This is a genomic window from Acinetobacter sp. SFD (genome assembly GCF_001647575.1).
Lineage (GTDB): Bacteria > Pseudomonadota > Gammaproteobacteria > Pseudomonadales > Moraxellaceae > Acinetobacter > Acinetobacter pecorum.
In genome coordinates this window covers 232,408-248,075 of the sequence record NZ_LSZJ01000012.1, presented here as the reverse complement: position 1 = coordinate 248,075, position 15,668 = coordinate 232,408, and the positions used below count along the sequence as shown (strand labels likewise).

Below are 15,668 nucleotides of genomic sequence, written 5' to 3'. Positions count from 1 at the left end.
TCAAGGTGATTTCATGTTCAATCTTTTTTCTTTTCAAAAGATATAACGTCACTCCCCAAACTGTAAAGCACAACTAATCGCAGTCTGTGCGGCCAAAGTATCTTCTTGTGCCTGACGTGCTTCAGCTTCCAGCTCATCCAGTCGTTCACGTAAAGATATGGTGATTTCTTCCATTTCCCCATCTGGACGCATGCGACTGACTGAAATTTGCTGATCCGGATTCTGCATGATGATATCTAAAGCGGCCGATTCTTCTGGACCATCACCAAACAGTGAGCCTTGTCGCGGATCGCCCATCCCCTCGATCCGGTCAATCTCACTTTGAATATTGTCTGAAATGGCCTTAGCACTACGCTTATTGGTATCAAATACGTTTAAAAACTGCTTTGCACCATCACTTAAACCGTCCTCGAGGAGCTGACCTTGACTTAAATAATCCGGTACGGTCTGACCACTGGCTTTCAGATCACTAAGTTTTTGCGCTGCCTGTGCCAGATCCTTGGCCAAACTATTTTGATGACGACCGCCCTGCTTCACTAAGCTATCAAGCTGTGCCAATTGCGGTGCAGCACGGAGCAAGGCATTCAATACAGTCTTGCTGTCATCGTCCAGATTCTCAGCCATACGGCCAATCAATGATGAATCCTCATAGGTGCGTTGCATGATTGCAGATTCAATACGGCGTTTCCCCTCCTGGCTTAAACGTCCGTCACCGGTAATGACTGTGCCCTGTTCTGACTTTGGCAATGACCCCACAAAACCGCGTACAAAGTCCATAGAGCCATCTAAATTAATTGAGCCATCATTGTTGATCTTTAGCAAGGAAGCATCAGGCAGACGATCCGAGTCACTCACAGCACGCTCAGTTGCGGAGTACTGCGCAACGTCCGATTCATTGGCCAGTTTTGCAAATTGCGTACGGTCTGTATCGGTTAAACGTGTCCGGACTAAAACAGGATTATTGATACCAGCAATATCGATACCACGTTCAGCCGCGTACTGTTCCAGAAAGGCCCGATATTCTTCAGCACGGCCCGATTCATAAGCCTTTGCAATAGCTAGTGTACGACCGTTACCAGACTCGACCACGTTATCCATACCGATAATAGGTGCACCATCAGACAGCTTTGGAGATTCGCCAAGCAACTCAGGTCGCAGATCCTCTGCCATGCGTTCAATCTGTTGACGTGATGCTTCACGGGTACGGTCACGTGGTTGTAGTTCCGATGGATAAAGCGGATTTACCCCATAGGCCAGATCGTTTGATGCAATCAGTTCATCCAGTGATTTGACCTCATAGGCCATGTCATAGCTTGAACCATCCATGCCGATTGCAGTACTGGTGCCATTACCACCATATCGAGCGCTTAAACTATTCCACTTATTACGCCATTTGCCAATCGCTTGGCCGACGGTCATACCATCCATGGCATTATTTTTCACAATAGCATTGGCATTCTTTGGATCGTACTTGCGAACTACATCGATCAGCTTTGCATTCGGATCTGCTTTTAATACTGCAGACGCTCCACCTGGTCCCAGTAAATGCCCCAAGTAGTGTTCATGCGGTTGTAGCTCCCGGCCAATACTTTTCTTGATATGGCTTTCTGCCTGCTTCATATGCTTGAAGCCGATGCGGATCTGCTCATCAATATTAGATCGATCACCACCGCCCAAGTTACTCCACGACTTATCCAGCACCTGAAACAGACCATGTGCGGATGATGTTGGATTCTTGGCTGTATGGCTGAATGAACCGCCTGTTTCAATATGGGCAATCGTTAAAGCTACATTTGGAGGAATCCCGGCCTGTTGTGCCTTACGTGCAATCGTTTTGGCATTGGTTGGTAAGGCCATAGTGTCGTAATTGACTGGCTTCTGCTTTTCCTCACCTTTCACCGGATGCACCACATTTACCGGTCGACCCATACGGATTGCTTCAACTGATGCATCTAGGTTTTTAATATGGTTATTAGCCTGAACTGGATTGGCTGGCTTCACTGGTGCCAGTGTTCCTTCAAACTCCAATTCATTTAAAACCAATGCTGCCTGCTGCTGCTCTGGTGTGACATCGGGATTATTGAAATACTTGCCTGCGCCACGTGCTGCACCAAAAAACAGGGTATTCAGCAAAATATCTGTAGTGACTGATTCGGCTGTGACTTCGTATTTTTTGGCCTGTTTGTCGTAACCTTCTGATTCAAGAATTGCACCGGATGCAGCTTGGCCACCAATTGATAGACCAGATGCTCCACCAACGGAAAGTAGGCCATCTTTAATCACGCCACCTGTGCCTTTAAAACCATAGGACATAGGCAATGCAGTTGATACCGCAGCCACAGCACCATCAGTCAAAGCAACTTTTAACGCAGTTTCTTCGTCCACGCCGTCACGGGTTAAATCACCATAGACATAGTTAGTCTCAGATCCACCAGTAACAGCCGCAGCACCAGCGATACCACCCACAGCACTACCGACCACCGCACGTGTTGCATAGTCGCCCAAACTGAATGCGATATTGCCGACTGTGCCGGTATTCTCTTTATCCTCTAAGTATTCAATAGATTCATAGACCAGATCATCACGCGCCTTTTGCTTACGTTCCTTGTAGGCAGAATACGGCTCGCTAAATTCCTCTTTGCCCACATCATCAAAGGAATATGAAACACGATCCACAACGGCATCGACTGGCGCAGCAATAGCATCACCGACTTTGGCAAAGCCAGCTGCCGCACCACGCAACGGTGCAGCAAGGCTAAATAGGCCGCTAGAATCTTCCGTTGTTTCAGTGGGCTTGTGTGCCAGTCCTTTGGCATTGACCGTATCAACCTGTTTCTGTTCTTCAGGTGAATATTCAGATAACCAGTTACTCATTACTTGGTCACTCCATCAGGCATGTTCATATAAAACAGCGGTGTGCCACGCTCATTGATCAGCGCATAGCGGATCTGGCCTTTAGGGCCGTTCTGGCTTTCACGACGTAAACGCAAGTCTTTAAGTTCAGCTTCTGAAGTCTGGTATTTCTGCGCAATCGCCGCATAGCGAGTATCTAAAATACTTTCAAAACGGTCATCATCCATTCCGTATGGTTTGGATACCTTCCATGTCTTTTGATTGCCGTATTTCACACCCTGTTCATATACGCCACCAGTCGCCAGACTTAATGCGGTATTGGTTAGCTCCTTACTAATATCGTCCTTGTCTTTGTGCTGATAACCATTGCGTTCAGACAAATGTGCATAGATCGATTTAAATGCCGCAAAAGACATATTCGCTGTGGCACCCGATACGGTAGTCCCAACATACTTGTTGAATTCGGCCTTGAGCAGATCATCCTTAGGCATCACCAGTGCTTTATTTTTTAAAGCCTGCGTACCTGAAACGATAGCAACTGCAACATCTTCACCATCACGTGAACGGTAGTTATTGGCGCGTGCTACACCTGCCATAAGATAGGAAAGATCACCACCGCCTAACTGCCCCAGCGTAGCCGACCAGATAGTATTCCCCTTTGGAACGCTTTTGGTTTGCTGAATGAGGTTGCCAATAAAATCCAGTTTCTGATTTACGCCCATAGCATCAAAAGCCTGTTTGGCTTCGGCCAGATCCTCAGACGCAATAGGCTTGATCACCAGATTGGGATCTTTTAATGCGATCTGACTGACGGCGTTATCCACGACCTTTTCAGCAAAGCCACCCGGATTGGTTTTCAGTTCCATGCCTGTGAGCTGATGGGTTTGCAGTCCCGCTTCACGTACTGCCTGATTTGGGTTGTCCTTGATGGTTTGTTTCTTTTCATTCAGGATGGATTCATAGACACCTAAAACCTTTTCCTCAGTGACTGCATCCGCTGTCTTGCTGTTGGCCATTTTGGTTTTTTGCTGATTGACGCGCTTTTCCATGTCGGCAGTAGATAAACGACCAAATGACTGGAAGTTTGTAGACTGTGATTTATAGAAATTGTACTCAGCCTCGTATTCGGTACCTTGAACCGCTGCCCCCATGGTCTGCAGGTAGTCATCATCCAAAGCACGGCCAGTCATCACCTGAGATTTAAACTCAGTCAATGCCTTTCCAGCCAATTGCAGGCGCTTGTTTTCCTCAATTTCGACCTGCTTATTGATTGCATCGATCCGGCTGAGTGCCTGGGCTTTCTTTTGCTGTAGCGTTGGGCCATCGGTATAACCAAAACCACCGTTATCCATTTCAGTGACAAGCTGCTGCAGGCTGGCCGTGTCCTTATTTTCAATGGCACTGGTGATACGTCCGTCAATATCTTGCAGATCACGTGTGCCTTGGTATTTATAAATCAGTGCCTGTTTTTGTGCTTCCGGTATGTTCAAGCTTTGAATATTGGATTTGACGTATTCAGCACCGGCTTCACGATCCATACGTGTGCCAATCTCAAGATAACGATCAGCCAGCACTTCGCCTTTTTTGTTGTCAGCACTCAACTGCAATGGCAGAAATGAAGTGGCATTCTTCGCTACATTTTGGGACCAGTAGTTTTGCAGATCCAGACGTGCGTGCATCGGCAGATCATTTTCAAGACCTTTGAAGCGTTCCTGTGACCAGGTCTGTAGATTCTTGTTGGCCACATCTGCGGTCATTGCGCCGTTGGCCACATCGTTTTTTAACAGGGTGATTTGTTCTGACAGTTCAGTGGTCAAAACATCATCCAGTTTGACCTTGCCTTCTTTCTCGGCCATCTGGTTGTTATAGAGTTCCGCATTTTTGGCAGATACATCGGCTGCATCTTCTTTCTGTCTGCGGTCTATTGCTTTGTTTTGAAATACTTGTCCTAAGTTACCTACAGCCTGAGCCAATTGGCCTGTGTTGCGCTGTGGCATCTGGATACGTTCAACCTGTGGCATTGCATTGCCAAAGTTCCCCATCGGGATTCTAGCCATTATTTCCACCCCTTAGAATTACCATACGCAGATGAGCCTGCGGCAGCCGTATTCAATGCACCGGAAACAATCGCTGTATTGGCATTATTGCGATGCACACTTGCTTCAGCTTTCAGGCGTTGTGAGCTGTTATAACCCGTAATCTCGGCCATATTGGCATCATAGTTACCATCAAGTTCAATCTGATCATTGATTACAACGGCTGTACCTTCGTGCACATCCAGACCGTTTCCTGCAGCCGCTGCACGTGCACGTGACTGTGCCTTATCTTTTTCCTTACGGATTCGTTCAGCTTCAAGCCGTCCACGCGCCTGTTCAGCTTTTGCATCCGCTTCAGCCTGCTCACCCAAGTGTTTATTGTTTTGATAGTTGGTGTATCCCGCATACGCCGTGGATGCCACCGTTGCCACTACTGCTACTGCTGCCCATGACATTATTCAATCTCCTTTAATCGGTTTGGAAGTGACGCAAGAAATTGATCAATCTCATCGTCAGGCACAATCACCTGCTGTTCGATCTTCTCAAGGTCGGTATCGGATGTTGGGTGTATCGTGATCCATGAACTGTCTTCGTGGAAATAACCAATGCGTTTGGTGCCTGGCATAGATTTCAATACACATGGTGCAGTCATCAATTGAATGCCATCCTCGGTGGCTACTGTGAGCGAACCTTTCAGCAAGATATTCATGTGTTCGGTACGGTGCATCTTACTTACTACCAAAGTGCCGGCTGCTGCATCCATCTGGCGCATGTACACACCTGGTGCAAAATGATGTTGAACAGGCACATCGATCTGATCCGGACTTTCTGACAGTTGCTGCTGCACATCACGTACCGTGTCGATATAAGCACGCTGCTGAATATCCCCCAGAATATGGGCCAATAGTTCAGTGTTATCGGCTGCAATAATTTCCATGCTTAAAGCTCCAGATCCAAAAGAATGCCGTATTCGTTAAAGCCAAAATGTTTGTATAAACGCACGCAGCTTTCCGTGTTAATTCCGGTTGTGGTACCGCATTGCACACGACCTGCACCCATCTGGCGTGACCAGTTCAGGAACACATCAATAAGCAGCAATGCCGCACGTGTGCCGCGATATTCAGGTTTGACATAAAAGACCTGTTCAAAGGCAATGACCTGATTGTTAAACCAGTCCTTAGTTGTCAGGCAGACAATACCGCCAGCAATCTCTTGCCCTTGCTCAGCCACAAACACCGCACCCATACCATCAATAACGGCGCTCAGGTTGTCTTTCAGTGCCTGTTCATCCAGTTCACGGCTGGCATAGTTCGGTGCTTCATGAATGAATTGACGGGCTATTTCAATCAGTGCCGGCACGTCATCCAGTGTGGCTGATCGGACTATCATGTTATTTCTCGTTAATTGACAACTGCATGGTGATAGCTTGCAGGTGAAAAGGTAGCGGTTTGTTGTGTGAGATAACTAAAGGCACTTTGTGCAGATCCTCCCATGTGCCGCCTTCTTCCAGGTGATATCCGGTATATGGTTTACGTGGTCCCATCAGGTTGTCATCAAAGGTGAATGTTTCGACCAGCTGGCCGTTCAACTGCACACCTAAAGTTTTATTAAAGAAGAACGCCGTCCGATCTACCTTGGCCTTATGCATCATGCTCGACATTGGGCTTTGGCTGAGCTCAGGCGGGAATAGTTCCGCTACACATTCAAACAGCTCACCAAAGTACAGCGTTTCATTGATCAGACTTGAATCATCAATAATCAGTTCATCCCCCTCGATCCGATATTCGATTTCAGTCACTGTGTCGTCTTTAACCCAATACGCAGCAATATTTTTCAGGTGATCGAAGCGTGACTTAACAAGAATGCCGGTATTCAGTTTTATACTGGTCTGAGAATCCACCAAAGCATCAAAAGAGATCTGCTCAAGATAAACATTGCCTTTGCGCTCAATCAGCATGTACGCATCATCAGAACCCAACTGAGTCGGCATAGAACAGATACTTTTCACCGATCCACCGAAATCATGCTGTGCCCATGCCATAACTTCTTGATCACGGTTAAAGGTAATTGATGCCACCTTGCCATCACCCAGCACTAACCAAACAATTGATTCAGGCTCTTGCTGGTATGAAATTTCATTCACGCCCTGGTGCAGCTCACCGATATGTGAAGACAATGCACTGATCTCTGGTGAAACAAGACCATCCACCTCATAGCGATAGGTCAATGCCCGGACACGTTCACCACCACGCTGCACGAATAACAGCTCATTCCCGACCCGCTCAGGACGTGTTACGGAATATGCGCCGTATGCGCTGTGCTCTACAATGTTTACTGTGGTCGGTGTCAATCCCCCATCTGAGTCCACCATGAATTCACCACCAGAAGTCAGGCAGATCACCCCGCGCTGTGCTTCTAAAAACAGGATACTGTTAGACAGACCAGACGCTGAAACAATACTGAATGCATCCGCATCCTCTGTGGTTTCTAGAAAGTTTCCGTTATCCCCTACGGCGCTAAACCAGATCTTGTTCGGTGCTTTCTTGGTATTGGCCAGAACAAGGCGCTGTTTGAAATAGGTGCAGCAACGTGGATAGCCATCAGACTCATTGAAAGCATGCGGCTGAATCACCCATGAACGTTCAATTGCTAAAATATCTGCATCCAGTTTTTTAACGATCTCACCGCTAACACTATCGCTGTTGTTGAATTTCGTGATCTTGATCAGGCCACCGTTGACCTCAAGATAACGCCCCACATCCGCTGCAGTAAAACCTGCCCCATTCGCATTTGGCACCCACACCCAATCCCCCGGGTATGCATCAGGTCGTTTTCCTGTGCTTTCTGTTGCTGCCTGATAATAAAAAGGCGTAACAAATCCAGCAGGCAGATAGGCCACCACGTCACCAGTTAAATAGGTTTGCGTTTCATCCCAGACAGATACGACATCAAGCGTGAAATTGACGAATGCACCCAGATCCTTACCTGATGGCTTGCCCTTACGGAACGGATAACGTGCACTTTCTGAATCAATTGGTGGATGGGTAAATACAAACTCTGAAATATTCCAGTTGCTAAACAGCTCATCACAACGCAATCGCTGCATCGGCACACCGTTATGCGTCAGAAACATTTCAAAGCGATACTGCACATATTGAATGTCACGGATCTGCGCCGTTGTATAGGGTGAAACAAGAGTGGTAATGACTGTTCTGTTACGTGGGTCATAGACCGTAATGCTCTGATGGTTGAAAATCAGTAAATAAACATTGGCCGAGTTCACAATGAATGGAATCAGGCGAATCGCTCCACCTTCCATCAGTCCACGATTGAATGTTCCGGGACGCTTGCGCACACCACCTTCCACCAGTGGGAATAAGTTTTTAATACGCTTTGCGCCGTTGGAATACTGCTGAATATCTGTCCGGGTGTATAACGCTGGTGCCAGCTCCCCGGCACTAAAGTTATTTTTCATGACAACGGTTTTCATTAGTAGCGCACTCCAATCAGTGAAGATTGATAATCTGCTGCAAAGTCTTGCGCTGGTCGCTCCTGCCCATTGATTGCACGTGCCTGTTTCAGCATGTTTTGTAGCTTCTGCCATGCGCTATCAGATTCAGACTGACTACCTGTAATCGGCTTGGCCAGCTTATTGATCAGGTACAGCACCATGCACTCACAAAACAATGAATCCCAAATTTCCTCATTATCTTCATCCGCAATGTACTGCAGGTTGATCAGATTGGTATTGGCGAGAATGTGGCGTGCTTCGACTTCATATTCCTCCACACCAGCACTGATCACACGTAAGAAATCACGTGGCAACGGGAAAGAGTTTTCATAACCAAATGTCGGGTGCGTGGTGACTGGTGCAAGCTGCACTCGTTTTTTCGCAAAGGACCATGGATGCATGCGCAATAGTGCCTTGCGTGTGCTGGCATAGATCGAAGCGCAACGGCGTGCATTCTCTGTATTTTCATCAAATGAAATAATGGATTTAGCGCCGATCTGGCTCAGTGCTTCATTGCAGATAGATACTTCTGTAATAGACATAAAAAAGCCCTCAAGTTTTAGTGATCTTGAAGGCTTCTTTGATTAGGTTTGTTGGGTATTAGGATCAGCCACCCATTGCTTTAAATAGATCCGCGTCATATTCAATGCGTGAGCCTAGAATATTGGAGTAAAGTCCCATCACTTCAGCTTGTGACTCTAGGCTATAAACCTGATCATCTGTGAGCATTGGTGTTTGATCCGTACCAAGCTTGGCCAGAAATGCTTTTAAGGCATTCAGTTTTGTATCCAGTTCAAGCTTTTCGAACTGCATGCGCTCAATGTGGTTTTTAGGTGGTTGAGCTGGATTGGCAAATAATCGATAGCCTTCCAGTTCCCAAAGTTTATTTTCTGCTTGCTTGGTTGCATTGCCTTTTGCTAAACGCTCACCAATTTCAGCATTAAAGTTTTCTTTATTTACACATGCACTAAAACCTGTGGCCAAAAAGAATGAACCATCTAAATATGCATGTACAAAAGTTGAAGTGGTATCACCTGGCTGCTGCACAGTCACATATGCAACACGATCCATAAGAGCATCGATCTGATCTTTAGTCACACGCGGTGCAACGGCTTTTTCTGCTAATTCTTGTTCTGTTACTGCTTTAGTCATTTGAGTATTCCAATTCGGTTATTAAAAAAGACCCGACACCCCATGCCCAAGATGCCGAGCCAAAGCCCCTACCAGTTAGACAACGAAGTCCAGCGCAACAACTTTCTTCTCGTTTGCACGACCTGCCGCTAGAGAATGCACACCACCGACCTGCTTGATGTTTTTCTTGTCCGCACGTGTGGTGATATCGAAGCCAGTGATATCCGCTTCACCGAAATGGATTGCAGATCCACAGTAAGCAACGGTACGAAGTTCACCCACCGCAGCACCTTGACTTAATTTTTCGTAGGGAACCCAGTTGAAGCCCATCCATTTACCACCAACACCACCTTCCTGAATCATCTTGCCGGCCATGAAGTCAGCAGATGTCAGTGTGGTATCACCTAAGATTTTCTCCATCATTGCAGACGTATACAGGATGTATAACTGCTCGCCGTTGTGCTCGTCACACTCATTGGCACGGAAGATGGATTTTGCTTTGATGATCTTGCTTTTTAGGCTACCACTGCCAAAACCTGAAAGAATCAACTGACCCGCTGGCAATGCGGTTGGTGTGGTTGTTGCTGTGCCGTTATCCGCAACACTTTTACGGCTGATAGTACCGATTGCAGCCTGGTAAATGATGTCATCGATTTTGCGGTTTTTCGCGTTATACAGCAGCTTGATATATTTATCGTTTGGATGCGCTTTCAGCTTTGGAATGTCGCGTGATTCGATTGGAATGAACAGGTCAAAGTCATTCATCAAGACGCTACGTGTACCAGCATCAGGAATCGTCCAGGTAGTATCACCGAAACGCGCACCAGAAGCGGCCATTTCAACCTGCCCCATATCGTTAATGGTGAATGATTCACCCACGATTTTGCCGCGATTCACTACGGTTTTTAATAGACGGCTTTCGTTCTGTTGTGATGCCAACTCATAGTTGTCATGGAACTGCTGAACAAAGGCCGCCGTGATTTTATTTTCATTCACAATAGGCATACATTACCCCTTATTTGTATTGCTTCTGATAGAAGTTCTGAACCTGGCCAAAGACACGTTTGTGATCAGGGTGGCTTTCGTTCAAATACGCTTCCGACTGCATTAATGATTCAACATCTACGCCGCCAGTTTGTTGTGTGTTAGATGGGGGTGTATCTTCATTGAGCTGCTGGCCAAAGTACGCTGCCATCTTCAACACCAGTGGATTGTTACCAAATGACGGATCGTTCACCTCCTCCGCAGTCAGTACGCCGTTTGCAATCAGATTGCCTGCCACTGCTTGGGCATAACCGAAGTTTTGTTCTGCTTCAGCTCCCCAGGCTTCAGTCATAGTTTTGACCGTGGTTTCATTGTCCAGTACGGCGTTATTTTCCATGAGTGCTGGAATCAGCTCGTTATATTCCTTCAGCAAGAAGTTCAGGCTACCGTTATCCAGTCCGGCTTCACGCGCACGTTCCAAGAACTCCTGATTTTCAGGGATGGCCTTGAACTCATCAAAATTGAAGTTTTCCACTTCGACCTGATAACCATCGATTGATTCAGGTGCACCAGTCGCTGCAGGTGGGTCTACTGGATCAGTTGGTGCAGGATCTACCGGATCGGTTACCGGTGGATTCATCACGCTAGGTGCTGGATTGTTTTCTGGCTCTACTGGGTTATTCACTGGATCAGTCATTTACTTCGTCCTCTTGCTTATAATTCGGGTCGTTTACTTTGTTGATTTGTCTATAGATGAAGCCCACCACATCGGCCTGACCTGCACGGAAACAGGACTCACGTTCAGCATCATGGCCACCGCGTACATAAGTCGATTTAGTGGTGTACATGTGGGCTAGATGCGCAAGGATTCGCTGTCCGTTTACGTCCAGATCAAAGACATTGCGGTAGGTTTCTGGTGTGGCTGGTCGGCTCATACGTGTTTTGACAAATGTGCCGACTTCATCCGGTTCGCTTTCTTTGTTCGCTTCAGGTAATGGGCGCTCAGAAAGCTCATCCTGGTATTTTTCAATCTGGCTTTTCAGCTCTTGGTTTTTGTTGACCTCATTCCACCAGCCAACGGCTAAGATCAGGACAACGATAAGCAGTACAGCTACGGAAATAATCACTGCATTACTCCTGTTGTGGGTTCAGCACCGATCTGTTTCTCAATGCCTTTAGCAACTGCACTGCCGGCCATTTCCATCATGGCTTGCTGTTGTTGCTGCTGGGCTTGTGCTTCTTGCGCTTTCTGGCGTGATTCACGCAATTGCTGAACTTCATCCGCAGTACGCATGATCGATTGAGGAACGCCACGGCCTGTACCTGTAATCGTTGCTACTGCATCAAAATCGATATTGTCCAGAATGGTTGGCTCTACGGCTGCTGCATTCCCCATGCTCGCGATGTACTGCTCGGTGGCATAGACTTCTTCCATACGCTGAGAGCGTGCCAGTGGTGAAACAAACTTGAATGAAAGATTGCGACCCCATAATTCTTCTGGTGGCTGTCCTAAAACACCTGAACGCAAGGCCAGACCAAAACAGCGATCAAGGATAGATTTCAGGTATTCAGTTTGCAGACGACCATACATCGGCCCGAGCAGCTGCCGGATCAGTTCGACCCGTGTATTGATTTCTGTTGCTGTCATGTTGCTGGTGCCAATTGGTGGCAACTGGTCAGCCATAAGACGGCGACGAATCCCGCCTTGCAGGTTGGCTAATAGATATTCTGGAAGCTGGAAATTCACACCATCATCCAGGCGCTTCATTGAATCTACTGAGTTGGCAATAATCACTTTTCGTGGGCCAATGCGCACGGTATGCGGGTTTAAAACGCCGTCATCCTGAGCAATCCACATACCACCAATTTGAAGATCCGCAGAACGTAGCGTGTTCTTCATCAGATCATTTAATGACTTGGCATCAGGCAAAGCCAAAGTCATCTGGCCATTGCCATACACCGAGTTTGGCAACTTGCGCAGACGTGGCACCGAGCAAGGAAATTCGTGATAACCAGATTCTTTCAGCATGTGCTGATTGCTCTGATCAATATGGAAGGATGCAAACGGCATAGCCTTGTTGATCTGGCCAGCACCCACCTGTTTACGCGGCTGAATCACATGCAGCAATTTTAGTTTGGTGTCTGGTGACTTCTTGGCAGTATCAACCACCGTGTAATGGCAGTTCTTTTCACCATAAGTATTGATCATGGCTTCGGCTGTCATTTCGTGTTCGCGGTAAATGGTGTCAATCAGACCGTCCGCACGTGTTGATCCGATAAAGCAACTACCTGTAGGCCATGACTCAAATACATAGCCCCCACCAGCTGTGCGATCAATATCGACATACATCACACCCCATCCAGCGGTCACAACGTCCGTGATCGTGTCGAAGTTCTCACTGTCAAAGTTTGCGCCGTGGATATTGCGCCACATGAACTGACACACATCCTCAAGCCAGCGTTCACCCTCAGTGACTTCTGACAGGTCATCTATGCCGTCCGGCTGTGCCTTAAACCAGATTGCATTCGCAGGTGTAACGCCGTTCATGATCATGGAAACCAGCACCTGGACAGAATCGGCAGCGGTTGAATCGTACAGATCTGCACGCTCAGTCTCACGCTGATTCTTTACATCACTTCCAGCAAAGGACTGCTGACGCTCAGGCGCACCGAACCGATAGCATTCAGCCCAATGCGATTCATACTGTGCACGCGCAGCTTTGAGTTGTCCCAACCGGGTACAGTATTTACGAGCGTCGTTTTGCATTAGCCACCGCCTAGTTTTGATTTTTTGTCTTGCACAAAGTTGTTCCAGCTCTTAGCAAAACCGGATAACTGCTTCTTATCAGTATCCCCACCCAATACGCTCATGCCGCTACCCATAGAGCTACCAGTACGGCGCATTGCTTTTTTGGCATTGGATTCCGCTGTAGCCTTTTCGGCTGCCCGGCGTGCATCACCTTCCGGATCTTGCTGCACTACCTTTGGTTTAGCTCCCATGGTTATTCCTCCACTGAATCCCAGCCGCGCTCAGTCAATACGTTTTGGATACGCTTAACTTCGGCAGTTTGTGATTGAAGTTGCTGTACTGTGGCCTTGACTGGTTTTACTGCTTCACCTTTGGTTTTGCGCCATTGAAGGAATTCTTCATATTCCTTTTTGGCTGTCAGTTCTTCTGCAGTTGGTTCAACTAGTGCACCTAGTGAACTAGTTTCATTAGTAGACTGGTCTTGTAGTGCTTCAGACATTTCACCAGTTGCTTTTTCGCCCTTTGGATCTAACTCAGTTGCACCAATTGGTGTTGTGTCTGCTGCCGGTGCTTTCTCTGTTGCACCTGGTGTATTTACTTTGCGAGCTGCCATAAAAAAACCCTATCGTTGGTTGATAGGGTTACTGTGGGGGTATGGGTGTTGGGGTTTGTTGGGTGATATAAAAACAATTTTAAGTTTTTCAAAAATAAAGTAATATTCAACAAATTTATTTTTCAAAAAAACACCATGAATAGCCAAACCAAAAGCTCAGATGAAATTAAATCTCTTATATTAAAAAACTTACTAGAGATATTTGATCAGTTACAATACTTTAGCAATAATAATAATATGATAAAAAAATATACGACACATATTCATTTTGATTCATTAAAAGATTTAATTAATTTTTTAAGAGAAGATCATCTATCCCAGTTTTCAATTAATAATTATGACGAATACATCTTGTCTTACATTAACAACATCGCCACAAATATTAAAAGTAAAACTTTAAGAATATTTCATACCAAGTCAGAAGAAATAATAAATGAATTTATAGAAGAACTACTTAATTCAATAATTATATTCTGTAATTCAACTTTAGAACTCTTATCAAACCATCTTATTATTAAAAATAGATATAATGAAGAAATTAAATACAATTTAGATAAAATAGAATCTCTGAAATTAGAGAATGATTCATTAAAAAGCGATTTCACAATCGTGGGGAAAGAAGTACTTGAATTAAAAAACTCTTTAACTAAAAATAATGAAAAATTAATAAAAATTATTAATAAAAATGATGAATTAACTCTTAAACTAAGTAAGTCAAATGAGGAACTCCAAAACGTCACCGTAGAGAAAAATAGAATTCAAGCTGAACTTTTACAATTTGAGAATGAACCAACTACGACTGCTTACGACGAGGCAGCAGTAAAATATACAAATTTACATGAGAAATTTCGAAATTTTTTTTATTTTTCACTAACAGGTATTATATTTGTCATATTTATAATGATTTATTTAAAATCTAATATAATACCTTTAATAAATTTCACATTAGTAAATAATAATAATGATCAAGTTGAATACTGGATTATCAAAATCTCATTAATGTTAATAGGCATGACTCTCGCAAATTACTTTCTAAAGCAGTCTTCACATTATCAGCGGCTAGCCGATCAACACCATCAAACCTCAGTAGAATTAAAAGCTTACCCCTATTTTATGAATAGTGTACCTTTAGAGCATTCTATCGAGATCAGGAAAGAATTAGCATTAAAATATTTTGGTAAAGAAATTGATTCCGCTTCTCACAAAAATATGTCTAACTTAATTTCAGACCAGATGAAAAGCACTACAGATATGGTTAAAGCCACTACAGATGTAATCAAAAATATAAACGTTCAAAAACCAGGATCTTAATCAGATCTTGGTTTTGTTTTTTTTAATTCCCGATCCAATTCATCAATAACCTGATCACACAGGCCGCCGTCTTCAAAAATATCCATCTGGCCAATCTTGTATTTGTATGTCATCCATTCACCTTCCAGTGGGTAACGCACAATGCCTGTCTCTGTTTGCCACAGCAAAATGAATGCATGGCCGTTGTCATAGTTTGGAACGCCACCACGCGCCCATTCTGAAACTGTAGAAGCACCAGACACCGGCAGAACGTCTGCAATCTTTTCGTGTGTCCAGCCGCATTTGCCTAAGTCCAGAATCATTCTGTTGAAGTCTGGACGCTTGTAATTTCGAAGTTTTAACTTGAACTCTTTGACCTTCTTTTTGGTATGCAGATTGATAAAACGCGCGCGCGCGCGAGGAGAGTTCGTATATACCCCCTCTCCACACTCACCACCGACTAGTTGCAGCCCTATAGAACTTCCCATAGCAACCCCTATA

At 45.4% G+C, this 15,668-nt stretch carries 16 protein-coding genes and 1 pseudogene; 1 reads left to right on the top strand and 16 read right to left on the bottom strand.

Annotated features, from left to right (window positions below; genetic code table 11):
- Positions 1-48: 48 nt before the first annotated feature.
- The 15 genes and pseudogenes from AY605_RS08830 to AY605_RS08765 form a co-directional block, all read right to left on the bottom strand.
- Positions 49-2,874, bottom strand: coding sequence for a hypothetical protein (locus AY605_RS08830; protein WP_064096039.1), 2,826 nt, complete (start codon positions 2,872-2,874; stop codon positions 49-51).
- Positions 2,874-4,910: a hypothetical protein gene (locus AY605_RS08825; protein ID WP_064096038.1), complete on the bottom strand. Its 2,037-nt coding sequence runs from the start codon at positions 4,908-4,910 to the stop codon at positions 2,874-2,876. Before AY605_RS08825 ends, AY605_RS08830 begins: the two co-directional genes overlap by 1 nt.
- Positions 4,910-5,344 carry a hypothetical protein gene (locus AY605_RS08820; protein WP_064096037.1) on the bottom strand — a complete coding sequence of 145 codons (435 nt, stop codon included), beginning with the start codon at positions 5,342-5,344 and terminating at the stop codon, positions 4,910-4,912. The genes AY605_RS08825 and AY605_RS08820 overlap by 1 nt, the downstream gene beginning before the upstream one ends.
- Complete coding sequence (locus AY605_RS08815) at positions 5,344-5,826, bottom strand: hypothetical protein (RefSeq protein ID WP_064096036.1); 483 nt, start codon at positions 5,824-5,826, stop codon at positions 5,344-5,346. Before AY605_RS08815 ends, AY605_RS08820 begins: the two co-directional genes overlap by 1 nt.
- A 2-nt stretch (positions 5,827-5,828) precedes the next feature.
- Positions 5,829-6,278, bottom strand: a complete 450-nt coding sequence (locus AY605_RS08810; protein ID WP_064096035.1) for a GNAT family N-acetyltransferase — start codon at positions 6,276-6,278, stop codon at positions 5,829-5,831.
- 1 nt (position 6,279) lies between these two features.
- On the bottom strand, positions 6,280-8,379 hold the full coding sequence (locus AY605_RS08805; RefSeq protein ID WP_064096034.1) for a hypothetical protein: 2,100 nt from the start codon (positions 8,377-8,379) through the stop codon (positions 6,280-6,282).
- Complete coding sequence (locus AY605_RS08800; protein WP_064096033.1) at positions 8,379-8,942, bottom strand: hypothetical protein; 564 nt, start codon at positions 8,940-8,942, stop codon at positions 8,379-8,381. The genes AY605_RS08805 and AY605_RS08800 overlap by 1 nt, the downstream gene beginning before the upstream one ends.
- A gap of 64 nt (positions 8,943-9,006) precedes the next feature.
- Positions 9,007-9,222, bottom strand: coding sequence for a crAss001_48 related protein (locus AY605_RS15410; protein ID WP_416202341.1), 216 nt, complete (start codon positions 9,220-9,222; stop codon positions 9,007-9,009).
- Positions 9,223-9,249: 27 nt separating this feature from the next.
- Positions 9,250-9,552: pseudogene (locus tag AY605_RS08795) on the bottom strand (Gp49 family protein); the annotation flags it as partial.
- Positions 9,553-9,627: 75 nt separating this feature from the next.
- Positions 9,628-10,530, bottom strand: a complete 903-nt coding sequence (locus AY605_RS08790) for a phage capsid protein (protein WP_064096172.1) — start codon at positions 10,528-10,530, stop codon at positions 9,628-9,630.
- A gap of 16 nt (positions 10,531-10,546) precedes the next feature.
- Entirely contained in the window at positions 10,547-11,212 is a 666-nt protein-coding gene (locus AY605_RS08785; protein WP_212839208.1) for a hypothetical protein, read from the bottom strand.
- Positions 11,205-11,642, bottom strand: a complete 438-nt coding sequence (locus tag AY605_RS08780) for a hypothetical protein (RefSeq protein WP_064096032.1) — start codon at positions 11,640-11,642, stop codon at positions 11,205-11,207. The genes AY605_RS08785 and AY605_RS08780 overlap by 8 nt, the downstream gene beginning before the upstream one ends.
- Entirely contained in the window at positions 11,639-13,282 is a 1,644-nt protein-coding gene (locus AY605_RS08775) for a portal protein (RefSeq protein ID WP_064096031.1), read from the bottom strand. The genes AY605_RS08780 and AY605_RS08775 overlap by 4 nt, the downstream gene beginning before the upstream one ends.
- Positions 13,282-13,515 (bottom strand): hypothetical protein, encoded by a 234-nt coding sequence (locus AY605_RS08770; RefSeq protein ID WP_064096030.1) that lies wholly within the window; start codon positions 13,513-13,515, stop codon positions 13,282-13,284. The genes AY605_RS08775 and AY605_RS08770 overlap by 1 nt, the downstream gene beginning before the upstream one ends.
- Before the next feature lie 2 nt (positions 13,516-13,517).
- The gene (locus AY605_RS08765) at positions 13,518-13,877 is read right to left on the bottom strand and encodes a hypothetical protein (RefSeq protein ID WP_064096029.1); all 360 of its coding nucleotides are present in this window, start codon (positions 13,875-13,877) and stop codon (positions 13,518-13,520) included.
- A gap of 135 nt (positions 13,878-14,012) precedes the next feature.
- On the opposite strand from AY605_RS08765, the gene AY605_RS08760 reads away from it, so the two are divergent.
- A complete protein-coding gene (locus AY605_RS08760; protein WP_155857665.1) occupies positions 14,013-15,188 on the top strand; it encodes a hypothetical protein in 1,176 nt (391 codons plus the stop codon).
- Here AY605_RS08760 and AY605_RS08755 read toward each other — a convergent pair.
- Entirely contained in the window at positions 15,185-15,655 is a 471-nt protein-coding gene (locus AY605_RS08755; protein WP_064096171.1) for a hypothetical protein, read from the bottom strand. The genes AY605_RS08760 and AY605_RS08755 overlap by 4 nt on opposite strands.
- Positions 15,656-15,668 lie beyond the last annotated feature (13 nt).